This window comes from Streptomyces sp. NPDC001068 (assembly GCF_042897315.1).
Classification (GTDB): Bacteria; Actinomycetota; Actinomycetes; order Streptomycetales; family Streptomycetaceae; genus Streptomyces.
Map to the genome: position 1 here is coordinate 42,335 of NZ_JBIAYD010000018.1, position 25,821 is coordinate 68,155.

Consider the following 25,821-nt stretch of genomic DNA (forward strand, 5'->3'; position numbering starts at 1 on the left):
CGCAGTGACCCGGAGGAACGGTGTGACGACCGCGACAGCTCCCATCTCGCCCGAGGCCGGCCGCTCTCATCTGCAGGAGAGCCTGTTCTCCTGGCTCGAGCCCGAGCCCGCCCCGAAGACGCGCGTAGCCAAGCCCACCGGCGAGCCCGCGCGCTCGCCGGTGGCCGAGGCGTTGATGCTCGAGGAAGCGGCCCCCGCCACCGCGCCGGTGGTCACGGCCGAGACGAAGACGCTCGAGGAGTCCGCCCAGGAAGAACCCCCGGTCGCCCCGGCCCCGCCTAAGAAGCGGGACCTGTCCCACGTGTGGGTCGTGGCCGCAGAGATCGAGGTCAACCCGAAGATCGCGAGCGTCGCCGACTACCGCGGCAGCTTCAAGACCACCGAGGGGCAGCGTGTCGACGCGCTCGAGGTGTATTGCAAGGGCTGCCGCCGCCCGTACGACGAGGTCAAGGGCCGGGACTGCGCCGAGAAGATCGACAACAAGCACCTGATCGGCGGGGACCAGAGCGTCCGCGCGAAGCGGAAGATCCCCGTGCCGCCCGCGAACGCGAAGATCATCCCCGGCGGCACGATCAACCGGCGCGGCCTCGGCGCCTACGTCTCTGGAGTGTCCCGCCCCAAGCGCTGAGCAGCACGCGACACTAACCGCGGCCGCTGTCCATGGTGCGCGGCGTGACTACTCAGCAACCTCAGCCGTCGATCGTCGATGACCTGACCGACCCGGACATCATCGGCCCTGCGGGTCCCGACGCGAAGATCGGCCGGGAGGCCTTCGGGCTTCTCCTGCTCTCGTTCGGTGTGCTCGGCGGCCTCGGTGCGCTGGGCGCCCTGCACTGGGTCGCCGGTCTGTCCGCAGCTCTCATCGGCCTGTGCGCCAGTGGCGTCGTCGTCCGCCGCAACAGCAAGCAGCGATGGCAGCAAGACGCCGGCGCCATGGTCGCCTTCGCTGCCTACGCGGGGCAGACCGCCCTCCTGTTCTACCTGCTGCAGCCGCTCGGGTGGCTGGCCGTCAGCGCCCTCGGCATAGCCGCCGGCCTGTGGCTGTCCAGCGATGAGGGGGCCTGATGCCCCGCCAACTCTTCCCCGGGCTCCGCGGCCTCCTTGTCCCACGAGGCGCCGTGGAGCCAGCAGCCGCGCCCGCGCCCGTCGAGACGAAGGACCTGCTCGCAGGGGGCGTCTACACGTCGATGACGTACGCCGGCGTCACGAACGTGTGGGGCACCCCGGGCCGTGCGGACGGCTGGGACCTCGAGCGCGTCATCGTCGAGGGCTACGAGCGTTCCATCTGGACCTTTAAGTCCGTGGAGGCGATCAGCAAGCACGCCTCTACCCTGCCCATCCAGATCGGCCGCGGTGGCGACGAGCGTGAATTCGCCGAGGTCCTCAAGGACCATCCGCTGCTGAAGTTGCTCAACCGCAAGGCCAACCCGCTCGAGACCGGCGATGTCTTCAAGAAGCGGCTGAGCGCCATGCTGCTGCTGAGCAAGAAGGGCGTGTTCGTCGAGAAGACGAAGAACCGGCGCGGAGTGCTGACCCGGCTCGACCTGCTGCCCCCGGACCGCGTCAACATCATCCCGGACGTCGAGAACTCCGCCTATGTGAGCCACTTCGAGCTCACGGAGTACAACGGCCGCATCCGCGAACTGCCGCCGGAAAAGGTCATCTGGATCAGGGACCCGCACCCCACGGACCCGTTCTGCGGCGTGACTCCGCTCGAGGCCGCCGGGCTGTCGGTCGACCTGGACGTCAAGGCCCGCACCTACAACATCTCCTTTATCGACAATGACGGCCGCCCTGGCGGCATCGTCGGTATCGACCTGGACGGCGTGGACCAGGCAGAGGTCAAGCGGATCCAGAAGCGGCTCGAGCCGGGCGCGCACAACGCCGGACAGCTCACCCTCGTGGGCACCGGGCCCGGCGGTGTCACGTACGTCGACACCTCGGCCCGCCCCCGCGAGATGGCATACGAGACGCTCGCCAGCACCTCGAAAAACGAGATCCTCTCCGCGTTCGGTGTGCCCGAGAGCGTGATCGGCAACGCCAGCGAGCGGACGTTCGCGAACGCCGACCGGGAGGAGTACACGTTCTGGGCCCACACGGAGCTTCCCCACCTCAACCTGCTCGCCTCGGCGTTCGACCCGGACCTGTCGGACGACTGGGTGATCCGGTTCGACACCTCCCGCATTCAGGCCCTGGAGTTCCCCCGCCGCCAGGCCCGTGAGGAAGCGCGCAAGGAGTGGGAGTCGGGCCTCATCACCATCGACGAGTACCGGGTGGCGGCCGGGCGTAAGCCGTTCAACACCCCGCAGTCCCGCGCGCTGTGGATCAGCCCGCAGAAGGCACCCGTCCCCGCCAACGCCCAGGACGCGGCCGCCCTCGGCCTCTCCGACCCGGGCGGCGCTCCGGGCGCGGGCGGTACCCCCGGAGCAGGCCCGGCCGCCGGACCGCCCACAGCCGACGGGGACCAGTCCGCCGCCGCGGCGGTCGCTGGGGCCCGCACCGACGACCCCGGTCCGACCGCGGCCGACGACGTAGCCGCAGCCCGCGGGCAAGCGCCCTCCGAGCCGGCCGCCGGTTCGGACTCGCCCGCGGCCGACGCCGTGGCGGACGCCCGCGCGGACGTCACCGACGACGGCCCCGGGGAAGCAGCCGGCGACGTCGCGGCCGCGCGCGCCAGCACGGTGCAGCCCGAGGCCGGACCCGCGGCCGAGGAAGTCGAGCGGGCACGCGCCCAGCTCGAGACCAAGGCACTCACCGGCGACGACAACGGGTTCGAGGTCACCGACGCCGACTTCGACACCCTCGCCGCGGCCATCAAGGCAGCCCTCACCGCGCTTCTGGCGCGCCAGGAGGGAGTCATCGTCGCCCGGATCCACGCCCCGAAGATCCGCAAGCACACGCGGTTCTGGGAGCCGGAGAACGAGAACGACACCCGCGGCGGCGACGCCAACCTCGACGAGGACCGCGTCGTCAGCGCGGCCCGCTGGGCGGAGGAGACCACCAACACCCTGACCCCGATCCTGCAGCAGGCCGCGGCCGCCACCGCTCGCAAGCTGAGCAAGGCAGTCACCGGCACCGAAACGGTGCCCCCGGCCGCCGTCGCGCCCGCGCTCGTCACCGCGGCGCACGCCGGTGAAGCGATGACCGCGTTCCTCACCGAACTCGCCGTCGTGCTGCACCAGGCCCAGGCCGATCCGAACCTCGACCTCGACACGCTGAAGCACGTGGTCGGCGGCTTCTACAACTCGGCCGGCCCCGACCTCGCGGCCCGGGTCGCGGAGACCTGCGCCGTCTCGACCATCAACGGGGCCGCGGACGCCGCAGCAGAGAACGCCGGGCCCGGAGTCGTCCGGACGTGGATCACTCGCCAGGACGACCGCGTACGGCCCGCGCACCGCGCCCTCCAGGGCAAGACGCTGCCCGTCGGCACGCCGTACGAGATCGACGGCGCCCAGCTCCGCTACCCCGGCGACCCGTTCGCTCCGCTCGCCCTGACGATCAACTGCCGTTGCCGTCTCCACTACGCCACAGACGAGGACGTGAACTGACCTGAACACCTACCCCGCGGCCCTGCTGCGCGTGATCGACGGCGACACCCTCGACGTCGACCTCGACCTCGGCTTCACGATCCGCTCTCGGCAGCGCCTGCGCCTGCTGGGCCTCAACGCGCCGGAGAAGAACACCCCGGAGGGCAAGACCGCCAAGGCGTGGGTGAGTGACTGGCTCACCGAGCACGGCCCCGACCTGGTGGTCGAGACCCACGCCCGGGAGAAGTACGGCCGCTGGCTGGCCACGGTCACCGGCCAGGACGGCGCCTGCCTGAACACCGCACTCCTCGAAGCCGGCCAAGCCGCCCCGTACGACGGCCACGGCCCCCGCCCCCTCCCCGAACCCAAGGAGTAACCGCCATGTGGGCAGCCATCTGGATCGCCTGGACCACCGTCTTCGCCATCGCCGAGGCCATCGCCCTCGCCAACAAGAAGGACGAGGACACCCTCTCGGAGAACGTCCGCCGCCTGTTCCGCACGAGAACCAGCAAGGCGGGCCGGGCCATATTCGCGGCCGCCTGGTTCGGATTCAGCGGCTGGTTCGCGCTGCACATCCTGACGGAGACGATGTAACCAGCGGGTGGGGGCCGCTTGCCCAATTGGGCAAGAACGATCTTGGAGTATGGCGCGGCCATCACCACGCGACGCTAACCGCGCGCGATGTGCATGGTCCGCGCCATGCTGAATCGCCCCGCTGCTGCGCACGCTGAGTTGCAGGACCTGAGTGACGGTCTCGAGGTCAAGGCCGCCCGCCGTTGGAACCCCGCCCTGCATCCTCGCGACAGCAAGGGCCGATTTATCGAGACCGGCGGCATCGTCCGCCTGTGGGGAGGCGACCTCGCGCGCGTCATGCGCGCCCTGCCCAACGACCGCATCCTCGTGCAGGACCAGACCGGCCCGAACGAGTTCAACGGCCGCAGGCACACCACCAGCGCCAAGTGGGTGTCCATGGTGGCCCGCCCCGACGGCTCCGCGCCCACTGACAACGAGCACAAGGTCGAGGCGGAGGACGAGAAGCGGGACAAGGACGCCCGGCGCGGCAACGGCGTTGTCCACGACGACGCCGGCGACCCCGACACCCCCAACGACGCTCACCCCGTCGACGACCGCGGCCGCCCGATCGGCGAGGACGACCACCCCGTCGGGCCCCGCGAGAACGACGACCAGGACGAGCCCGAGCACGGCAGGCACCCGGTCAACGTCCGCGCCCTGCCCAACGAACCCACTTCGGGCGGCAGCCGCTTCCAGGACACGGCGGCAGTCCGTCAGCACTTCCTCGACCTGGCCGACCGGCCCGACACCCGGCCGGAGATGGCGCAGTTCCTGCGCTCCGTCGCCACTGACGACGACCTGCGTATCGCGGGGGACCTGGCCGTCCTCCGCGACGACTCCACCGGCCGCTGGTACCTGACGGCGACCGGCACCGGTCAGCGCATGGACCTTGCCGGGGACTTCGCCACCCCCGACGAGGCCAGTGAGTTCGCCCGCCACCTCCGGACCACCGCCCCGACCAAGGGCGCTGCGATCCGCGCGTTTGCTCGGGGATTCGACTTCTCCAACCCCGACCTTGACGCCGAGGCGCGCACCTGGCGCTCGGACAGGGACGAGAACATCGCGACCGCCATCAAGCGGGCCCGCGGGGAGTTCGACGCCTCCCGCCCCAATCCCGACACGGCCCACGCCCCGCACCCGGACGCTGGTACGCCGGAGACGGTCAGCCGAGACCAGCTCCAGCCTGGTGACCGCGTCAGGGTGACCGTGGGCCGCGGTGACATCGAGTGGCCGGACAGCACCCGCGGCCAGGACAAGCCGGAGACGGTCACCGTCGAGGGCACCGTCGCGCCCACCTACCGGCCCGGCCCGGGAACCCAGGGCGCGCCCCTCGTCGACGTCACCCTGACCCGCCCGGACGGCGTCGTGATGGCATCCAACGACTCCGCCCACGTCCGGCGGATGCCCAGCCAGGCGGACCGGCTCGGGCACACGGACGGCCACGCCCCGGAGGAACGGCGCGCCGACCACGTCCGCGTCGGAGACGTCATCTCCCGCGGCAACTTCGGGCACGTCGTCACCCGGATCAACCGCCACCAGGGCGGCCGGACCTTCACGACCCGCAACCTCGGCGGCCGCGGCGAGGTCGACCAGTTCGGTACGCGCCCCGACGCCATGCTGTCCGTCGTCCCGCGCGGCAGCCGCCGACCGGAGGACGTCCTGCGCGACGTCCCCAGCCACACGCAGCAGCACCCGAACAGCACGGATGCCCGCGGTGCGGCCAGGATGATCGTCCGGGACTGGGGCCGGGTCAACGAGCTCGCCGGGCAGCAGTGGCCGGACGGGGCGCCGGACGAGTTCCGCACCCTGGCCCAGCACATGCAGAACGTCACGGAGGACCCCAAGGGCCCCGAGGGCTACCAGCAGAACGCCGACGCGATGCGCGGCGCCCTGGACGTCCTCCACGGGCTGGACTCCGACAACGTCAGCCAGGACATGGCGCGCTCCCTTCACCGGCTCGAGGAGGGCCTGGACTACAACGCCGACCGGTTCGAGGCCGACGCCCGCGCGATCCAGGCCCGCAGGGCGGCCGCGGCCGCGAACGCCCCGGACGCCAACGCGCCCGAGACCAACGCGCCCGCGAGCCCGGAGCCTGCCGGCGAACCGCTGCAGCACGATTGGTCCCCCGACAACCTGGTCACCCTGACCATGCCGGAGGCGCTCGCGGACTTCCTCAACGTGGACGAAACCGCGGCGATGGAGGACCCCGACACCCGTAAGGCACTCACCGAAGCCGTCCGCGGCCGCAACGGCACGCTGAAGGTCACCGCGCCGATCGAGACGCACCGGGCCCTGCTCGAGTGGGCGTGGACGCTCGCGGGCGGTGAAGGACTGGACTCCGACCCGAAGGAGGTCCGGGCCCACCGCAACTACACCAAGCGCGTTGACGAGGCCGCGGCCAAGCTGGAGGAGGCCCGCGCGGCGAAGCCGGACGGCGACGCCCCAGACGCGAACGTTCCCACCCCGGACGCCGGTGGCAGCACGCCGGATGCACCGTCGGCCAACGCCCCGGACGCCGGCCAGGGCACCCCGGACGCTGGCACCCCGGACACGGTCACCATGTCGCCCGACGAGGTGAACGCGCCCGCGGCCGCGGCGCACGGAGCGAAGGCCCCGTCGTCGATGGACGACGGCGAGATCCGCGACGAGATCGTCTCCCTGATGGAGCGGGAGATGGCCAACGGCGGGGAGCTGTCGGGAGTCGACCGCACCCGCCTCCAGGTCCTCGAGGCGGAGGAGGCCCGCCGCGCCGGCCGTGCGCCGAAGCGCGAGGACAAGCCGAAGCCGAAGCCCGCGGAGGAGCCCGGCGGTCTGTTCGACGTCGCCCCCGACGAGCAGCAGCGGTTCGTTGCCGACCCGAACAACCCGGACGACCTGGCGGACGACCCGCTGGGCACGCCGGACATGTTCGCCGACCACGAAGGCCGCGACACGTCCCGGCTGCGGCCCCCGCAGTCCCGCAAGCCTGCCGACTTCAAGCCCGGCGACCGGTTCGTCGACACCGACGGGCGCACCCACACCGTGCGGGACGAGCCGATCCGGACCCCGCGCGGCCGCATCCGCGTCGTCGACGAGGACGGTGGGGAGCACTTCCTCGCGCCGGACAAGGAACTGCGCGTCCTGCACGAGGACGAGACCGCCCCCGAAGTGCCGGAGACCAACACCCCCGAAGCGAACGCGCCGGAGGGCGACGCCCCGTCCTCGGACGCCCCGGACACCAACACCCCGGGCGCCGACGCCGCCGACACCCCTGACGCCAACGCGCCCGAGGGAGACACCCCCGGCACCCCGGACGACTCCGTCGCCCCGCCTGCCCCGATCGGGGAGGCGTCCCCGGCGAGCATGAGCGACGAGGACATCGACGCCGAGCTCGAGGCGCTGCAGGCGTGGCAGAACCGGCACGTCTCGAGCAGCGGGGAAGGCCCGCGCGTTCAGGGCAGTCGCATGCTCGCGCTCTCACCAGTCGGCAGCCGCCGCGGCGACCTGTGGCAGGAGCAGCGCAACCGCGAGACGGCCCGCAAGGACAAGGAACGGAAGGAGAAGGAGAAGCAGGACCGGGCCGCGGCACTCGCCCGTGCCGAGATCGGCAACCGCTCCGCTGACGGCTCGTACCCGGTGGCCGTCGACGGCGACGACGCCGGCAGCGTCAGCCAGACCGCCCGCAAGTGGCAGTACACAGACGCCGAAGGCCGCCGGTCTCCCGACTTCTACCCGAGCCGCGCCCAGGCCGTGGCCGCGCTCGTCCAGAGCCGCGACGTCCGCCGGAACAACGACGCCGAGCACGCTCGCCAGGACCAGGCGCGCACGCAGACGCCGAACGGCTGGACTCTCGGCGACCGCGCCGACGTGGCCGAGAACGACATCATCCGTATCCCCCGGATGGGCCGTGACCGGGACGGCAGGCCGTACCCCGAGGGCTGGGGGCAGCCGGTCCGCGTTACCGGCGTGGAGCACCAGGACGACGGCACGACGATCGTCCGCTTCAGCAACCCCGACGGCTCGCACGCCTGGGGCAGCCCCCTGTTCCTGCGGGGCCCCGACGACACGTTCGCGTGGGCCAACGACCGCACCCGCCCGGAGCCGACCCCGGCATGGCGGCATGAGCTCCGTCCCCGGATGGCCGACATCGGCGACGACGTCGCCACCCTGCTGAACCACGCCGATGGGATCGACGACCAGGACCAGGAGCGGATGCGGCGCCTGGGCGAGCTGATCCGCCGCGTCGAGGACGGCGACACCGAGGATCTGCAGGCAGACCTCCGCAAGATCCGCGACGAGGCCGCGTGGCTCGAGGAGCAGTTCAGCCGCGAGGACCTGCCGTTCGAGACGCGCCGGTACAAGTCGTGGGCGGTGGCCGCGCACGGCAAGGCTCAGCGGGCCCTCGACCACCCGGACTTCCAGCACGGCAGCACGACGGACGCTCCCACCGCGCCCGACGCGAACGCGCCCGAGGGCGGGGTTCCGGGAACGCCGAGCACGGGCCCCGAGCTGCCCGACGAGTTTGCCGCGGTGCGGCAGCGCTACGGCGGCGACATGGTGCCCGCGTCCGAGATCCAGCGCGGGGACTGGGTGCACACCGTCTCGCGTGACCCCGTCTACAACGAGCCGATGCACATGGTGGGGCGCGTCGTCGACGTCACCCCCGTACTCAGCAACGGGCAGGTCCGCATCGAGGTCGAGGCGCACGTCAAGCTCAACGGCAAGGACACCGTGCGGACCGAGTTCGCGATGATCCCCGCCACCGATCTGGCGGAGCGGCTCCCGGAGGGCAACCCCGGACGAGAGGACTCCTCCGACCTGGCGCGCCGGATCGAGGGCGATTTCGAGCGGCACCATGCGTCCAAGGTGCCGGTACCGGAGGGCTGGCAGGCCGTTGACGGCTCTCAGATCCAGCCCCGCCCCGGCGACCGCTACCGGATCGTCGCGCGCAGGGGCGGCGGCTCGGGCCCCCACGCGGGTAAAGAGCACATGAACGTCACGGTGGAACGCCCGGCCGAGCGAGAGGGCTACTGGCGCGTCAAGGGCCAGCCGCTGAGCTTCCGCCCGAGCGACATCGTGGCCATCCCCGACGACGCCGGAGCGCAGCACAGGGACGACGCACCCGACGCCAACCTGCCGAACGCCGACGCCCCGAACGCGGACGCTCCGAACGTCGACGACCGCGCCACCCGTGCCCGGGACCTGTTCGGCGAGGGCATGAACGCCGTGGGCGGCGACTCCCTGCCGGAGATGCAGGAGCTCAACGACCGTCTCGGCCGCGCTGACTCCGCGGACGACCGGGACGCGGAACTCGGTGACATCGCCGACCGCATGGACGAGCTCGCCGACCAGTACGGGCTCGCAGGCCCCCAGGGCGAGCTCGCCGCCGACCGGTTCCGCCGTGCTGCGCGTGCAGCCCGCGGCGAGCAGGACGACCGCGACAACCACGGAGGCGACGACCACAGCAACGCTCACGCAGACGGCGACCGCAGCACCGACGGCGCGTCCAACGACGGCCAGAACGACGGCAGCAGCAACGACACGACGGACGGAGGCACCCCCGACGGTGAGGACCGCGGGCAGCAGCGGGACGACCAGACGGCCCCGGCCGGCGACAGCGCCGACGAGCCGAACCAGGACGACAACCAGGGCGAGCCGAACCCCGACGACACCCAGACCCCCGGCGACGACCAGGGCCAGCCGGACAACGAGGACGAGCAGCGCCAGGACGACCAGGACAACGGCCGGCAGCGCAACGACACGAACCCGGACGGGGCCGCCCCCGACGGCGCCCCCGACGGTGGCGGAGCAGGCGCGCCCGACTCCAGCGACGACAGCAACAACTCGAACGACGACAACGGCGACGGCCCCGACCACGCGAACGACGAAGAGGACGCCCCGAACCCGGACGAGGAGAACCAGGACGACGAGGAGCGCCGCCGGAAGCGCCGGCGTCGCCGCAACAACCGCGGGGGCGGTACCGGTGGCCCCGGCGGGGGCGGACCGGGCGGCCCTGGCCTGCCGCACCTGAGCCTGCCGGACCTCAACGTCCCTGCCGGAACGGGCGGAGGCGGAGACGGTGGCGACGGCAGTCACGGCGATGGCCACCACCCGCGTACGCCGCACAGCCCTCGTCCGCACGACGTGGACTCCCTGCGGAACGCCTGGCGATCCGGTGAGGGACTCACCGCGGGCGAGGACACCCCCGAGCGGCGCGCCCATCTCGCCGCCCTGGCGGACCGGGAGGGCCTCGCCCTGTCCCCCCAGGGCGGAATCGCCCTGTACCCCGAGCAGCAGGACGACGGCACCACCGTGTGGCGCTTCGCGCAGGCCCGCAACGGCTCGAACCTGCCCGGCATCACCCTGACTACCGACGATCCCGAGGAAGCGCGCGCGCTTGCGGGCCGGTTCGAGGAGATCACCGACGCCAACGGTGACCCCTTCGACTGGCACCAGCCGCAGGGGCCGGCCAGCGTCGCCGCGTGGCGCGACGGCGAAGGCCGCACTCTGCCCCAGGCCATCCGTGCGGTGCAGGACGACTACCAGCAGGAGCGCGCCGGAGCGTTCAACCTGCCCGAGGACCTCACGGGCATGGACGACGCCGACCTCGAGGCCGCCATGCGTCAGGGCCTCGGCCCGGAGGACGAGCTCCGCGTCATGGCGGAGATGGACCGCCGCGACGGCTACGTCGACGAGCGGGTCCGTGCCGCCGCGCAGGCCACACCGCCGGCGAACGCCGACGAGGCGGAGCGCGAAGGCCGCGCCATGGACGAGGCACTTCGGTTCGGCGACACGGACGTCACGCAGCCTGCTCCGGCCACCCCCGGACGTCTGCGCCGTGAGTTCGACGCCCTCGACGAGGAGCGGTTCCAGGCCGCCATGCAGGCCACCGGCGGGCGGATGCTCAGCCCCGAGGCCGAGGCCCAGGGCATCGACCCGCGCGCCCTGTTCTCCGGTGGCAAGTACAGCAACAAGCAGGCGAAGGCACTGGCCTCGCCCGAGCTGAAGCACTGGTTCGACGGCGACGACACCACCCCCGGCAACGGCCGACTCACCTACCCGCAGTACCGGGCGCGGGAGGCCGACCGTGCTCTGCGCGCAGAGTTCGCCGACTGGGACGAGGCCCGCTACCGGCAGGCCGTGGACTTCACGAACGGCTACTTCTTCCGCCGGGAGTACAAGTTCGGCGGCACCGACTTCAACGAGCGGGAACTGTTCTCCGGCGGCAGCCTGAGCGCCCGAGACCGGTGGAGGCAGTACGCCAGCGACGAATTGCAGGAGTGGTACGACCTCAACGGCGGCCGCCAGACCTTCGCCCAGTTCCGCGAGGCCCGCCGCGCCAACGACCGCGCCGAGCGGCACCAGCACGAGGAGGAGGAGCTGCAGCGCGCCGCCGGGGGCACCCCCGAAGGCGGAGCCCCCGACGGGGTGGCACCCCTCACCGACGACGACGTCACCCCGGCGCCGCCCTTCAACGCTGCGACCCCCGAGAGCGAGGCCGACGCCGCGTTCCGCTTCGGCGGCCGCGACCGTATGCAGGAGTTCGCCGACCGGGCCGAGGTGCGCCCGGACGGGGCCACCTCCGAAGGCGTGTGGCTCGACGGCAGGCAGATCGGCACCATCCGGAGCGTCAACGGCGGCAATGGCGACGGGGAACCGGTCTGGGACGCCAGCCCGTTCTACGGCCTGGACCACTCGGCCAACAGCCGTTCCCAGAGCCGGGACACGGCCATCGCCAACCTGGTCGCCCGCGCCCTGCAGAACGGCCCCGCGGACTCCTCGAACCCGAACGAGGACATGTGGGACTCGGTGACCCTGCACCTGGCAGGCCTCACCCACCCGCTGCCCGAGCTGCCGGAGTCCCTCCGTAACGACCCGGAGGCGCGCGCCCGGTACGACCGGCTGTCCAGCATGGTCGACTCCTTCCGGGACCAGCAGTCGCCCACCGGCGACCTGCGCCAGGACCTGACGCAGGCTCGCGACGACTTCGCGTGGCTGCACGACGCCCTCGAGGGGCGGGCGCGTACCCAGCAGCAGCGCGAGGAGCTGTCCGACCTCAAGACCCGCACCTTCTGGGCGGACCGTCTCCAGCAGGGTCTCGGCGAGCCGGACAGCGGCCCGGAACGCCCCCACGCCCCCGGCGAGCCGCAGGGCGACGGAGATGCCCCGGCCCCGGCGGCGCCGACGCCGGAGCCGGTAAACGCCCCGGACGACACCGTCGATCCGTCGGCGACGCCCGAACCTACGCCGGAGCCGGACCCGGACCCGATCAGCGGCCAGCCCGCGCACTGGGCCCGCGTTGGGGACCTGCAGCAGGGCGACATGGTCCGCATGAACGGCACCACCAGGAGGGGCCGGCCGGTCCAGCGCGCCGGATACGTGCAGACCACTCCGCAGTTGGTCGACGTCACCCGCCGCGGCCGCACCGACCAGATGTGGCGTACCTGGGTCACCGAGAACCCGGACGGCACCGGCGCGGCCGGGAACGTCTACACGTCCGCCAACGCCACCGCGGCGCGCGCCGAGGCGCCGGACAACGTCGTGCCCGGGTCCCCGGTCAGCGGCGCCCAGGCATCGCTGCGCTCGGGTGACCTGCCCGACCAGATCCCGGCCGACCGTGACGGCAACGGCCTGTTTCCCGGCAGCACCGTCCGCGGCACCGACGACCGGGAAGGCACCGTCACCGGCGCTGCTCCCACCACCGTGTCGGTGCACTGGTCCGACGGCAACGACGACGACGCGCTCCCGGCGACCACGCTGACCGTGACCAACGGCCAGCGCCCCGACGGCTGGACCGCCGACGGGCACCGGGTGACCACGCAGAACATCGTCAGCGACAGTGACGGCGCCCTCCTCGGCCCCGTCGACGACGTCGACGGAGACAACGTCACCGTCCACACGGCCGACGGCACCATCACCCGCAGCGCGGGCGACCTCCGCGTCACCGGCCAGGTGCGCGACGACGAGCCCGCGACCGCACCGGTGACCGGCATCGACGAGCCCGCGGCCGCGGACCTCAAGGACGGCGACGTCGTCGTCCTGGACCTCGACGGCCAGCTCTCTACCGTCGCGATCACCAGCCCGCCCCACCGGGACGGCGACCGCGTCACCCTGCAGTACGCCGACACCACCACCGGCGAGATGGGCGAGATCGACGTCGACGCCCGCGCGGTCCTCCCGCGCGCCCAGGGCCCGGACGGTGGCGCCCCGGACCTCGGCCCGGACAACGCGCCGGAGCCGGCCGACGACCTGACCGTGCACCCGACCCCGCGCACCGTGGACCCGGTGACCGGCCCGACCGTCGACCCGGAGCTCGACTCGAGCGACCGGAACGTCATCGGCGACCACGCCGACGGCCCGGACACCGACCCGGACGCCCACCAGGCGGCCGTGCGCATCACCAGCGACCTGCCCGTCACCCCGGAGCAGGCGCAGGCCCTGGCGACGCAACTGCGCTCCGCCGCGGACCCGTCGACGCCGGAGGGCCGTGCCGCACTACGCGCCGCGGACCACCTCGACCGGGCTGCCGGCCGGACCCCGCCCGCGGGCCTGGACCGGCCCCGGGCGTCGAACGCCGCGCAGATCGGTGAGGGCGACCTGGTGGCCATGCCGGACGAGCGCCACGGCAACGAGGTGCGTGTCTTCCGCGTCATCGACGCCGAGGACGGCCCCGGAGGCGTGCGCAGCTTCCTCCTGGAGGACGAGAACCAGCAGTGGCGGCGCCGCGTCGTCCACGGGGCCATGCCCGTGTGGCAGCTCCCCGAGGCCGAGCCGGAGCCCGTCAACCCGCCCGACGTCGACGACACCGACGGCGCCCCGGACCCCGCGGGCGACCCCGGATTCGGTATCCCCGGCGGCCCGATGCGCCGGGCTGGAGACGGCCCCGCCGCCCCGGCCGCCCCGACGACCACCGCCGCGCCGGACGACTCGAGCACGCCGGACAGCCCGAGCACGCCTGACGAGCCCACGGCGCCCGTCGCCCAGGTCCGCCCGGGAAGCCTGCGCCGCGGCGACGTCATCGACGCGCCCGTGAGCCGGACCGGTTACCAGTTCAACGGCCACCGGCGGCTGACCATCATCAGCGAGCCGCAGCGCAACGGCTGGTGGATGCAGCTCACCGGCGTCGACGAGGACGGCAACGTCCACGACTTCGGGCTGCACAACGGCCGCGCCGTGAACGTCTACGACAGGAACCGGCCCACCCCGGCTCTGCCCCCGGCCGGTACGCCCCGCGACCCCAACCAGGTGCCGCAGACCGACCTCAACCAGCTCGTCACCGACCACGGCCGCGCCCACGCCGCCCGCATCATCGACGAGGCCATCGCAGGCACGGAGCCGCCCGGCGACATCCACGCCCTGCGTGAGGGCATCGCCCAGCGCCTCACCCCGGACGCCCTGGCCAACGCCCGCCAGGCGACCCGCCAGGACGGCATCGCTGCCCTCGACGCCGCGGGCATTACCGGCCGGGACCGGGCGAGCGCCCAGCGCCGCCTGCGCACCACCCGCAACCGGGCCCACGACGACACCGTGCGCGCGGCCCTGCGGACCATCAACGACCTCGAGCCGCTCGATGGGGAGAGTAACGAGGACCTGGCGGCCCGCGCCCGGGACCTGCTGCGCCTCATCCCGGACCAGGTCGCCGGCCGCCCGGACGCCGACCCCGACGCCGACCCGGACGTCACCCGGGCTGTGACGGGACACGCGGACGCCGCGGTGAACGCTCTCCTGCAGCAGCTCCAGGCCGCGGGCGTGGACCCGGGCGACGCCGAGCGGATCGCCCGCATCCTCACCCAGCAGATGGCCGGTTCCCGGCAGGCCACGGCCCGCCGGATCGCGCGCCGGGTCGCCGCGGCGAACCCCGACGCGGGACAGCAGTCGGGCCTCCTCGCCCGGATCGTCGCCGCCCTGGTCCGACTGGCCAAGCGGTTCGGGGAGCTGGTGAAGCAAGGCGCCCGCGCAATCGCCGAGAAGTACCGGGACACCCGCGATCGGCTGGCCCGCCTGCGTGCCTTCCTGGGTCGCATGGTGCGCCGTGTCCGGCAGTGGCCGGAGTCCCGCCGCCTGGCCCGTCTGCACCGCGCGGTGAACCTGCCGGCCGCGGACGGCGAGTCGCTGGCCGCACGGATCAGCCACTGGGCCGGACTCATGCCGGAGCCGGGCCGGTTCGGGCAGGCGCAGCGGCGCCTCACGTTCTGGCGGCCGACCACGTGGGCGCGCCTCGCGTCCGGTCGTCTCCCGGACCGGTCGGACCGGATCCAGTGGACCCCGGACCGTGCGGCCGACGGCGGCCCCGGCCTGACCGGGCTCCGCCACATGGCGGCCCTGCGGATGGCCGGCCAAGACGTCGACACCGACGTGACCCGTCGTCTGTCCGCCGCTCTCGGCGACGACTTCGGGGACGACCCGCACGCCACGCTGCAGCACGCCGACGACTACGTGGCCGCGAGCGAGCGCCGTCTGGTCAACCTGCAAGCGGCCCGCAGCAGTGCGACCATTCCGGACGACCCCGACCTGGACATCGAGATCACGGCCGCCCGCTCCGAGCTCGCGGCCGCCCGCCGGGAGTACTCGGACCTGCGGGACCGGTACGCCGCCGCGGTGCCCGACGCCGTGGCCGCGTCCCTGGCCGACATCCGCGACATGGGCCCCGAGGGCAACTCCGCGATCGTGTTCGGCCCGGACACCGACCCGGACGCCGAACGGGCCGTGCGAGGCGTTCAGCGGCTCATCCCCCGGTCGTGGCTCAACACCCCCGAGGCGCGCCGCTTGACGGCCGTGGACGGCACCCAGGGCCGGTACGAGCCGGAGGGGCAGCGGGTCACGGTTGCCGACCTGGCCGACGAGGGACTTGGCACGGCCGGGTTCGCCCTGGGCCAGCACTTCGCCGGGCACCTGGGCGACCTCGACGCCGCGCAGCGCGCGTTCCAGTTCAGCCGGACGCACACCGGCCGGCCGGGCGCCCGTCGGATGCAGCGCAGCCCGTGGGACCGGCTCCGGCGACGGCAGCAGACGCAACCGGAGACCGGTGACACCCTCGCGCGATCCATTCAGGCGATGTTCAGTGGCGACTGGTACCAGGACGACGACATGCGCGCGTTCCTCCTGGGCCTGCTCGCCACGCGATAGGAGGCAGCGTGTTCACCGTCACCGGCGCATTCGATGACGGTGCGACCTACACCGTGCAGATCACCGGGCGGGCAGACCGCCCGGTGATCGGGTCGCACCGGGCCGCGGCCCTCGTGGAGCTCCACCTGGGCGAGAAGGTCCTCCTGTCCCCGACCGGCCCCCTGGCGGCCGTTGCCGGGGACGACGGGGCGTCTGTGCTCGCAGTGCTGCGCGAGCACACCAACGTGATCGAGGAGAGCGGCCGCGTACCCCGGCAGGCGAGCGTGCCCGGGAGCTGATCCCGGGCGCTTGCCCAATTGGGCAAGAATGATCTTGGTCAGGGGTGCGGCGGGGTGGCGGCGACACAAGCCGCTCCGCTCGCTCATCCTCCGCCCCGTGACCAGATACGGATTCGCCATCAAGGCTCTCCCCAAGGGCGCCAAGCCTTTCGGGCAGGAAGACGACGAGAACGAGGAGACCCCGGGGCTCGAGACATCCAGCCCCGGCGCCTCCGACAGCGACACCTCCCTGGACCCTGCGGACGAGCTGCCCGAGGATCCGACAGCGGCCCCGGCCGCACCCGCCGAGGACCCCACCGCACCCCCGGAGGACCCTTCAGCCTCCCCGGCCGGGGACGCTCCACCGGAGGGAGACGGCACCGGCCAGGAGCCGGCGGACGCCCCGCCGCAGCCCGAAGACGACTCCCGCCCCTGGGCCGGAGACGAGTACAACGAGGGCGACGAGACCGACCCCAACGGCCCCCAGTCGTGGTCTGCGTTCACCGGCAGCAACGGGGAACAGGCTTGGCTCGACAAAGCCCAGGACGGCACACTGACCGGATGGGTGCGGGACTCCAGCGGCCAGGTGTGGCGCTACACCGACCCCGACGCGTGGGCGCTCGACGTCGACGGCGCCCAGATGACGCAGACGCACCACAACGGCGAGGACAACGCCCAGGCGGCCGGGGACGGCACGCAGGGCGGACAGGCCCCGGACGACCGGGGCAAGCAAGACCTGATGTTCGCGGGCCAGTGAGGAGAGTCGAGAGTGCAGCTCAACCGGCAGGCGTTCCAGGACCTGCTCAACGAGGGCAAGGCCGCGTACGCGGCGGGAGACCCCTCCGACTCGTGCCCGTACAACATGTACGGCGCCGACGTGGAGGAGCGGTTCGGATACCGCTACTGGACCCGCGGTTGGGTCATGGCCCGGTCTGAGGCCGAGGCCCAGGCCGCCCAGCCTGTAGGAGCCAGCGCAGGACAGTAAGGCACTCCACTCGGCACGGTGCCCGGCGGCCCACTGTCCACCGCCGGAGGTTCCCCGCCGTGCCGAGCGCTGCTCCACCCACCAGATCCACCCGTCCCAGCACCACCCAGCGAGGCACCAGCCGGGCAATCTACGCCGTGACGGGCGTGGTCGACGAGGTCGAGGACCTCATCCTGCCTGGTGCTTTCACCCGCACCCTGGCTTCACGGCCCGTCAAGTCCGTGTGGCATCACGGGTGGAAGGACCCTGTCGGCGTCGTCCTCGAGTGCGAGGAGTGGATGCCCGGGGACGTCCGATTCAAGAGCATCCCCGACTGGCCGCCCGAGGCCGGCGCGCTCGTCGCCACCGTGCTCTACAACCTGCGCACACAGCAGGGCCGCGACGCCTACGAGCAGGTCAAACAGTGGCATGAGCACAAGCAGGCCGCGTTCTCCATCGGCTTCCGCGTCCCCGAGTGGGGCGCCACCATGCGCAACAAGACCCGCATCATTCACGACATGGACCTGTTCGAGGTCTCGCCCGTGCTGCACGGAGCGCACCCGATGACCCGCAGCCTCGAGGTGAAGTCCGCCGCCGGCAGCGGGCACGACGGGCTCGAGTACAAGTCCACGCCCGGCACCGCGGAGATCGACGTCGTCGCCCCGAAGGACGACACCGCCATCAAGGTCGCCGGCCTGGTCGTCAAGGCCGCCGACACCGGCCGCGTCCTGATGATCCAGCGCGCGCTCGACGACGAGGACCCGGCCGCGGGTACGTGGGAGTTCCCCGGCGGGCATGGAGAGGACGACGAGGACCCGCTGCAGACCGCGATCCGCGAGTGGGGTGAGGAGACCGGCTCGACGCTCCCCGGCACCGCCAGCGTCGTCGGATCCTGGACGGCCCCGAACGGCATCTACCGGCTCTACGTGGCCGTGGTCCCGACCGAGGCGTCCGTGCCGATCAACACTCCGCACGACGAACGCCGGATCGCCAACCCGGACGACCCGGACGGCGACGCAACCGAGGTCACCGCCTGGTGGCCGATCACGGCCCTACCCGACATGCCGCTCCTGCGGCAGGAGTGCCGCGAAACCCCGTGGGACCTCCTGGCCGGCGCCGCCCTGCCGAAGCCCTCCGGGCCGAGCCTCGACCCCGTGAAGGTCGCGGCCGGGACCGTCGCCGCCCAAGACTTCGCCGACGGCGTGCTGTCCCGCTACCGGGCCCTGGCCGCCGCCGAGAAGAAGTCCGCGCACGCCGCGGTGCAGGGCGCTCGTACGCGGCCGCACCTCGAGCACAAGTCCGCCCGGGTCATCGTCTCCGAGGCCAAGGCCGCCGGCGGCGCGGACCAGAACCGCGGGGACGCCGAGCAGTTGCGGCACTGGTACGTCCGCGGTGAGGGCGCAGCTCAAATCGGCTGGGGCACTCCCGGCGACTTCGACCGCTGCGTGTCCATCGCCGGACGCCACATGAGCCCGGAGAACGCCAAGGGTTACTGCAATCTCCGCCACAAGGACGCCCTGGGCATCTACCCCGCCACCCACGCGGCCGAGAGCAAGAGCGCTCGCCGCGCGGTCCTCGAAGCCAAAGCACTCAGCGCCAGCACTGGAGACCCCATGGACCCGATCCAGCCCCTGCCCCAGTCGTTCGAGCAGATTCGCGACCGCCTCGGCCAGGCCGTCCGCGTGCTGCTCGCTCCCGATGACGACACCTGGGCGTGCATCCACGGCACCTACCCGGACCACGTCATCGCCTCGGTGCACTCCGGCGAAGAGGGAGAGGAGCACTACCTGGTGCCGTACACCCTCGACGGCGACGACGTGACCCTGGGCACGCCGAAGCCGGTCACGCTGGCCACCGTCGTCGTCTCCGACGAGGACGACGACGAGCCGCGCGAGGCCGACGAGGACGAGGAGGCCGAAGCCCGCGTCGTCCAGCCCACGGTCGACGCACTCAGCGACGCGACCGCGCGGATCAGCACCACCACCGCGGGCCCGAAGCAGCTCCAGGGAGTCCGAGACAAGGTCCGCGACCTGATCGCCGCCCTGTCGGCGAAGGGACTCGACGTCGCCGACGCACAGCCCGCGCGCCGGATGGGGCTGGACCTGTGGGAGGAGGACGACGAAGAGACGCCCGACGACACCGGGGACGGCGAGCCCGAGGGCGACCCCGCGGGCGACGACCCGGACGGCGACCAGGACGACCCGACCCTCAAGTCGGACGACGACACCGTCCGCCTGGACCCCGAAGAAGTGAAGGCCGCACTCGCCGCACTGCGGAGCTGAGTTGCACCCCCGCGACCACTCCACCCCGCCGGCCCCGCTCTACCGCAGTTAACAAAACCGCAGGTCAAACCCCATGCGCTGCCCGCTCTTGACGTCTCGAGCGGGCAGCGCGCGACGTTAACCCCCCTCTCCCACTTTCATCCCGCCTCGCGTTGAGGCGTCCCGGTGCTGGCCGGGCGAACGGCGCACGTCAACCGCCACCCCAGCATCAGGGAGAGCCCCGCAATGCCCACCAGCCGTATCCAGGAGCTGCAGAAGGCGCTCGAGCTCAAGAGCAACGAGGCCGAGCGCATCAGCCAGAGTTTCAAGGTCGAGGACGGCGGTCAGTTCGTCGTCTCCAGCGAGCAGGCGAAGGCCTTCAAGAAGGTCTCCGGCGAGGCGCAGGAGATCAAGGCGCTCATCGACGCCGAGCAGGGCCTGACCGAGATCAAGCAGTACCTCGACGCCCCGGACGCCCCGCCGGCCGCGGCCGCGCACTACGCCCAGCGTCACATGGGCGTCGAGGAGAAGTCCCTCGGCGACCTGTTCGTCGAGTCCAGCTCCTTCCAGCGCGCCACGCAGGCCGAGTTCCGTGACAAGCCGTACATCCGCGCCGACATCGAGGGAAAGAGCATCTTCTCCCTGTCGGCCGGCACCGTGACCCACCAGGTCCTCGGCTCCGCGCAGAACCTCGGCATCGCCGAGCGCCCGTTCCGCAAGTTCCACATCCGCGACCTCTTCCCGAAGTCGACGACCAAGAACCCGGTCCTGTACGGCGCACGTGAGACCGGCTGGACCAACTCCGCCCGCCAGGTCAAGGAGCGGTACGCCGCGGACGGCGTCTCGCCGGCCACCGGGGCGGACACCGACACCTGGGGTCGGGCCCCGCGGTCCAAGCTGACCCTGACGCCGGTGATGTACCCGGTCGCAGAGGTCGCCCACCTCCTGGACGCGCACAAGAACATCCTGTCCGACGAGCCACGCCTGAAGACCTTCATCAACACGCGCATGGTCGAGGGCGTCAAGTACGCGGAGGACTGGGACCTCCTGCACTCCGTCGGCGACGGCCAGTCCCTCACCGGCATCTACAACACCCCCGGCGTCCAGCAGTACACGGGCCTCGCGGCCGACCAGTACTCCGTCCAGATCCGCCGCGCCATCACCAAGGCGCTGCTGGCCGAGTACGACCCGACCGGCATCGTCCTGTCGCCCACGATGTGGGAGCACGTCGAGGTCGAGGAGGACAAGAACGGCGCCTTCCGCGTCGCCATCGCCGTCGCCATCGGCGCCGAAAAGAAGGTCTGGAGGCTGAACGTCGTCGAGACGACCGCGATGGCCGACACCGACTTCCTGATCGGCGCCTTCGGCCTCGGCGCGCAGCTCCACGACCGCGAGAACGTCTCCGTGACCGTCTCCTCGGAGAACGCGGACAACTACGAGAAGGGCCTCATCACCTTCCGTGCCGACGAGCGCCTGGCGCTCGAGGTCCCCCGGCCGGAGAGCTTCGTCATCGGCACCTGGACCCAGCCGACCGGCTGATCCACGCCGCAGTGAGGGGGTGCACCCGGGCACGGGTGCGCCCCCTCCCCCGTACCACCACACGACGACGGAGGACCCTGGTGATCGAGAAGCAACTCACTGGACTCGCGGCAGACCTGGACGCACTCACCAGCGCCCCGGCCGCTCACCGGGGGCCGCGGTGCCATATCGGGCTCCTCCTGGAGGGCGCGGACGCCGACGTGGCCGAGTCGCTGCGCGCCGTCCTGGAGACCACCGTGTCCGCCACGGTCATTGCGGAAGCCCTCGGCCGGCACGGCAACCAGGTCACAGCCTGGACGGTCAACCGGCACCGCAGACGCGGAACCCCCAACGGATGCAGGTGCCCCCGATGAGCCTGAGCACAGAACTGCAGGCGCTCCTCGAGCCGGCCGCCCCGCAGCAGAGCCAGCCCGCCCAGTCGCAGCGCCCGCAGCAGGCCGCGCCCCGCGGCTGGGAGTCCGGGGTGCGATACGAGCCGGGCGGCACGATGGTCGTCACGGCCCCGCCCGCAGACAGCCCGCCCGCCGGAGAGGCCGACTGGCGCGAGCGCGTCGAGGAGATGGGCCTCGCCATCCCCGAGGGCTTCCGCGTCCGCCTGGTCGAGGCCAAGCACGACCCGGCCGCCTGGCACCGTGACGCCCAGGGCGACGACGCCGTCACCCGCGCGGTGTGGCGCTGCAGGTACGTGATCGAACCCGCTGCGCCCGCATGGATGTCCGCCGGCGACGTCGACGCCCTGGTCCGCGACGCGATGCGCCGCCGCCGCAAGGCGCGTCCGGCCGTCGACACCGCGGAGCGCGCCCTGGTGGTGGTGTACGCCGACGCCCAGGCCGGGAAGGTGGGCCGGGACGGAGGTACGCCGGAGCTCATCGCCCGGATCGCCGAGCGGTTCGACCGACTCGACGACCACGTCCGGGACCTGAAGGCCGTGGGCCGCGGCCCGTCCGTCGCCTACTGGGCCGACGCCGGAGACTGTGTCGAAGGCTTCGAGAACACCACGCAGCAGGCGTTCACCAACGACCTGACCTTGACCGAGATGATCCGCGTCCACCGGCGCGTGACCTTCGAGGGCCTGGACCGTCTCGCCGGGAAGTTCGGCCGCGTCGTCGCCGCGACCTGCGGCAGCAACCACGGCCGCGTGCGCCGCGGGAAGGACGCTGTGGGCCCGCCGGTCGACGACTGGGGCATAGAGGTCATGTCCCAGGTGGCAGACGCCTACGCCCGCAACGAGGACGCGTACGGGCACGTCTCGTTCGTGATGCCGGAGCGGTGGCGGGACACCGTGAGCCTGGACGTCGCCGGGAAGATCGTGGGCCTGTCCCACGGCCACCAGTACCCGCGGCCGGAGAAGGCCGGCGACTGGTGGAGGGGCCAGACCTTCGGGCGGCAGCCCGTCGCGGACGCCGACATCCTGATCACGGGGCATTACCACCACTTCCGCACCCAGCAGATGGGCAACGGCAGGCTCTGGATTCAGGCCCCGACTCTCGACAACGGCTCCGACTGGTACGCGGTCCGCTCCGGCGAGGTCTCCACGTCTGGCCTGCTCGTGTTCAGCGTCGGCCCCGAGGGCTGGGACGACCTCCGCATCTTGTGAAGAAGACGTAAAGGAGACCGGAAGTTCACCGTCCGCGGATGACTTCCACACGCCGGTGGCTCCTGACCACCTACAAGGGATCCGACTACGCCAACACCTACAAGTGGACCCTGCCCGCGTGGGCAGGGACCCTCCCCGACGGCCGCAACTACAACACCTGTCCTGGCGCCTCTGTCTGCGCCCCCCTCTGCTACGCCCGGACGGGGACCTACCAGTTCCGCACCGTCAAGGCCGCCCACGAGGCGAACCTGATGATGGTCCTGGACGACCTGCCCGGCTGGGAGGCGGCGATGACCGCCGAGCTCCAGCACAAGCGCTACCGAGGCGGGAAGTTCGTCCGCTGTCACGACGCCGGCGACTTCTTCAGCCCGGAGTACACCGCCGCCTGGATGCGCGTGATGCGCTCCGCCCCCGACGTCACGTTCTACGCGTACACCAAGAGCGTCAGCCTGTTCCGCGAGTGCGTGGAACCGGACCCGCCCGCGAACTTCAAGTGGGTGTACTCCCTCGGCGGCCGCGAGGACCACCTGATCGACCTCGAGACCGAGCGGCACGTCGACGTCTTCCCCGACGAGGAAGCCGTCGAGGCGGCCGGCTACACCTCCCGGGGCGACCTGGGGGACCTGATCTCGATTCTCGGCCCGCAGAAGGTGGGACTGCCCGCCAACAACATCCGCCACCTCAAGACCAAGCAGGGCGGCAAGCGGTTCAGCGAGCTCGAGCGCGAACGGAAGGCGCAGCGCCGCGGGCCCGGCAAGCAGTTCCGCGGCGGGCGCCCGTAGCTACAGGCTCAAGATCGTTCTTGCCCAATTGGGCAAGTGCCCCACCCGGCAGGGCGCGACCGTAACCGTCCGGGTGGGGCACGGTGCCCGCGCCCAACACAGACACGAGAGAGGGGCGTGGAGCATGGGGCTCTACAAGGCGGACGGAAGCCGGATCACGAAGTCGGCGTTCCCTTCCACCACGGCGGGCATCACCGACCCCGAGGTGATCGTCACGCAGGACGTATACGCCACCCGTCACAGCGACGAGGGCAGCTACTACCCCGGCACCAGCAACGACTCGAAGCCCGAGGGGTCCGTTAAGACCCTCGCCTTCAAGGCCGGGCAGGTCGTCCGACAGTCGGCGATCAATGCCCTGTACCCCGCGGCGGTGATCGACAGCATCAGTCCGGCAACCGGTGGTGTCGCCGGAGGCACGGTCGTGACCATCACCGGCAAGAACCTGGACGGTGTCACCTCGGTGACCTTCAACGGAGTCGCGGGCACTGCCCTGAACGTCGTCTCCGCCACGAAGCTGACCGTCACCACGCCGGCCGTCGCGGCAGGCGTGAGGGACGTCGTCCTGGTCGACGACGCGGGCAACACGACCAAGACCGGCGGGTTCACCTACGCCTGACCCGCACCACGAGGGGCGGCTTCCTACCCAGGAGGCCGCCCCCTGTCGTACCGCGCGACACAAGCCGTACCCGACGTGCAGGGTGCGCGCCGTCCGGACCGAACCCCCCGAGAGGGAGCCACCCATGGCAGGCACCACCGCCCGCACCCGCAAGACCACGGCCAAGACCACCGAGGCCGCCCCCGCAGAGGAGACCACCGCCGAGGCTGCTCCCGCGCAGGAGACCGCCCCCGCCGAGACCACCGCCCCGGCGGCCGCCGAGGAGACGACCGCGGCGGCCCCCGCCGAGGAGGCGGCGCCCGTGGCCGAGGACACCCCGGCCGCCGACAGCACCCCGAAGGCGCCCGAGGCTGCCCCGCTCGAGCCTCCGGCCGTCCAGGAAGCCCCGGAGGCGCCTGCAGAGCCCGGCTACGCCAGCCCCACCGAGGTCATCCCCGACGACGCCAACCTGGCCGAGGTGATCATCGACGACGCCACCAAGCAGCCCCCGGCCGACCCGAGCAGCGTGTTCCGACCGCTCACCCCCTACGGCTCCACCCTCGTGTGCACCCTGCGCCTGATCGAGCGGACGCACGTCGGGCCGCACTCCAACCCCATCGAGCGTCTCCTGCAGCCCGCGGGCGCTCAGGTCTCCGAGGGCGTCGCCGCACGCATCCAGGAGCGACTCGACGCCCAGGCCGCCCGGCTCGCCGCCCGCAACGGCGACGACGACTAAGGGGGCGCGGGGTGGTCTTCGACTATGAACCCATGTACGGCGGGGCGCAGTACGACCCCGAACCGGCCGGCGGAGCTGTCAGCCGCCTGGACCTGTACGGCACGGCCGATCGAGGCGGGCCGGTAGTCGCCGCGGCGACGACGGTCACCCGGCTCCGCGCTGGGGTGTACCGGTTCGACCTGCCCGAGGTCCCGCCCGGCCGCTACTGGGGGATGGTCACCTTCACCCCGAACGACGGGGCCCAGCCGGTCAAGGACACGAGTCCGCGCCTGGACCTGCCCATGGGCATGGGCCTCGTCACCTCCCCCGAGGCCGTCGCCGACGAACTCGGTGTCCCCCTGCCCGTCACGCCGGAGCAGCGCGGCGCGCTGGAGACTGCCATCCGCAACGCGCAGGCCGACGTGGTGGGCCACATCAACCGGCCCATCGTGCCGCGGGCACTCACCCTGCGCGCCGTGATGCCGTTCTACACCGGCCGTCTCGACGACGCCGACACCTGGCCCCTGCCTGAGCAGGACGACAACGTCGTGGTGAGCGCCTACCGAGCCAACCCGGATGGCACGTACGACGTCGACTTCCTCATCGGCCTCAACGGGGCCCGCGAGGAGACGATCGTCCGCTACGTCACCGCGGCGGCCGCGGAGTCCGAGCGGCAACGCCCCGGCGGAGTCGGCGCCACCGGCCGCCGGGTGACCTCCGTGAGCGCCGAGGGACAGTCCATCTCCTACGAGAGCGCACCCACCGAAGGACAGGCCGGAGCAGCGCCCACGCTGGCCTCCCTCAACCGGCTGCGCCGCAGCCTGTACCAGCCCCTCAACCGCCCGGCCCGCCCGCCGTGGCCGTACTCCACGTACCGCGGCCGCGGTCGCTGATCCGAAAGGAGCG

The 25,821-nt window shown here is 72.3% G+C and carries 17 protein-coding genes; all 17 read left to right on the forward strand.

Going from position 1 to position 25,821, the window contains the following annotated elements:
• The first annotated feature begins 22 nt into the window (after window positions 1-22).
• Entirely contained in the window at window positions 23-628 is a 606-nt protein-coding gene (locus ACFY3I_RS38420; protein ID WP_390865598.1) for a hypothetical protein, read from the forward strand.
• A gap of 44 nt (window positions 629-672) precedes the next feature.
• Complete coding sequence (locus tag ACFY3I_RS38425; protein WP_390865599.1) at window positions 673-1,065, forward strand: hypothetical protein; 393 nt, start codon at window positions 673-675, stop codon at window positions 1,063-1,065.
• Window positions 1,066-1,118: 53 nt separating this feature from the next.
• Complete coding sequence (locus ACFY3I_RS38430; protein WP_390865600.1) at window positions 1,119-3,548, forward strand: phage portal protein; 2,430 nt, start codon at window positions 1,119-1,121, stop codon at window positions 3,546-3,548.
• A 31-nt stretch (window positions 3,549-3,579) separates the two neighbouring features.
• On the forward strand, window positions 3,580-3,903 hold the full coding sequence (locus ACFY3I_RS38435) for a thermonuclease family protein (protein ID WP_390865601.1): 324 nt from the start codon (window positions 3,580-3,582) through the stop codon (window positions 3,901-3,903).
• A gap of 5 nt (window positions 3,904-3,908) precedes the next feature.
• A complete protein-coding gene (locus tag ACFY3I_RS38440) occupies window positions 3,909-4,121 on the forward strand; it encodes a hypothetical protein (protein ID WP_388305621.1) in 213 nt (70 codons plus the stop codon).
• Window positions 4,122-4,226: 105 nt separating this feature from the next.
• Window positions 4,227-16,205, forward strand: coding sequence for a hypothetical protein (locus ACFY3I_RS38445; RefSeq protein ID WP_390865603.1), 11,979 nt, complete (start codon window positions 4,227-4,229; stop codon window positions 16,203-16,205).
• Between the two features lie 8 nt (window positions 16,206-16,213).
• Window positions 16,214-16,483, forward strand: a complete 270-nt coding sequence (locus tag ACFY3I_RS38450) for a hypothetical protein (protein ID WP_390865604.1) — start codon at window positions 16,214-16,216, stop codon at window positions 16,481-16,483.
• 97 nt (window positions 16,484-16,580) lie between these two features.
• A complete protein-coding gene (locus ACFY3I_RS38455) occupies window positions 16,581-17,219 on the forward strand; it encodes a hypothetical protein (protein WP_390865605.1) in 639 nt (212 codons plus the stop codon).
• A 12-nt stretch (window positions 17,220-17,231) separates the two neighbouring features.
• On the forward strand, window positions 17,232-17,447 hold the full coding sequence (locus ACFY3I_RS38460) for a hypothetical protein (RefSeq protein ID WP_390865606.1): 216 nt from the start codon (window positions 17,232-17,234) through the stop codon (window positions 17,445-17,447).
• A gap of 137 nt (window positions 17,448-17,584) precedes the next feature.
• The gene (locus ACFY3I_RS38465) at window positions 17,585-19,708 is read left to right on the forward strand and encodes an NUDIX domain-containing protein (protein WP_390865607.1); all 2,124 of its coding nucleotides are present in this window, start codon (window positions 17,585-17,587) and stop codon (window positions 19,706-19,708) included.
• Window positions 19,709-19,933: 225 nt separating this feature from the next.
• Complete coding sequence (locus ACFY3I_RS38470) at window positions 19,934-21,226, forward strand: phage major capsid protein (RefSeq protein WP_390865608.1); 1,293 nt, start codon at window positions 19,934-19,936, stop codon at window positions 21,224-21,226.
• Between the two features lie 80 nt (window positions 21,227-21,306).
• On the forward strand, window positions 21,307-21,579 hold the full coding sequence (locus ACFY3I_RS38475) for a hypothetical protein (protein WP_390865609.1): 273 nt from the start codon (window positions 21,307-21,309) through the stop codon (window positions 21,577-21,579).
• Window positions 21,576-22,823, forward strand: coding sequence for a hypothetical protein (locus ACFY3I_RS38480; protein WP_390865610.1), 1,248 nt, complete (start codon window positions 21,576-21,578; stop codon window positions 22,821-22,823). The genes ACFY3I_RS38475 and ACFY3I_RS38480 overlap by 4 nt, the downstream gene beginning before the upstream one ends.
• 38 nt (window positions 22,824-22,861) lie before the next feature.
• Entirely contained in the window at window positions 22,862-23,605 is a 744-nt protein-coding gene (locus tag ACFY3I_RS38485) for a hypothetical protein (RefSeq protein WP_390865611.1), read from the forward strand.
• A gap of 124 nt (window positions 23,606-23,729) precedes the next feature.
• Complete coding sequence (locus ACFY3I_RS38490) at window positions 23,730-24,221, forward strand: IPT/TIG domain-containing protein (RefSeq protein ID WP_390865612.1); 492 nt, start codon at window positions 23,730-23,732, stop codon at window positions 24,219-24,221.
• A 124-nt stretch (window positions 24,222-24,345) separates the two neighbouring features.
• Window positions 24,346-24,936 (forward strand): hypothetical protein, encoded by a 591-nt coding sequence (locus ACFY3I_RS38495; RefSeq protein WP_390865613.1) that lies wholly within the window; start codon window positions 24,346-24,348, stop codon window positions 24,934-24,936.
• 11 nt (window positions 24,937-24,947) lie between these two features.
• Window positions 24,948-25,808 carry a hypothetical protein gene (locus tag ACFY3I_RS38500; RefSeq protein WP_390865614.1) on the forward strand — a complete coding sequence of 287 codons (861 nt, stop codon included), beginning with the start codon at window positions 24,948-24,950 and terminating at the stop codon, window positions 25,806-25,808.
• The last annotated feature ends 13 nt before the right edge of the window (window positions 25,809-25,821 follow it).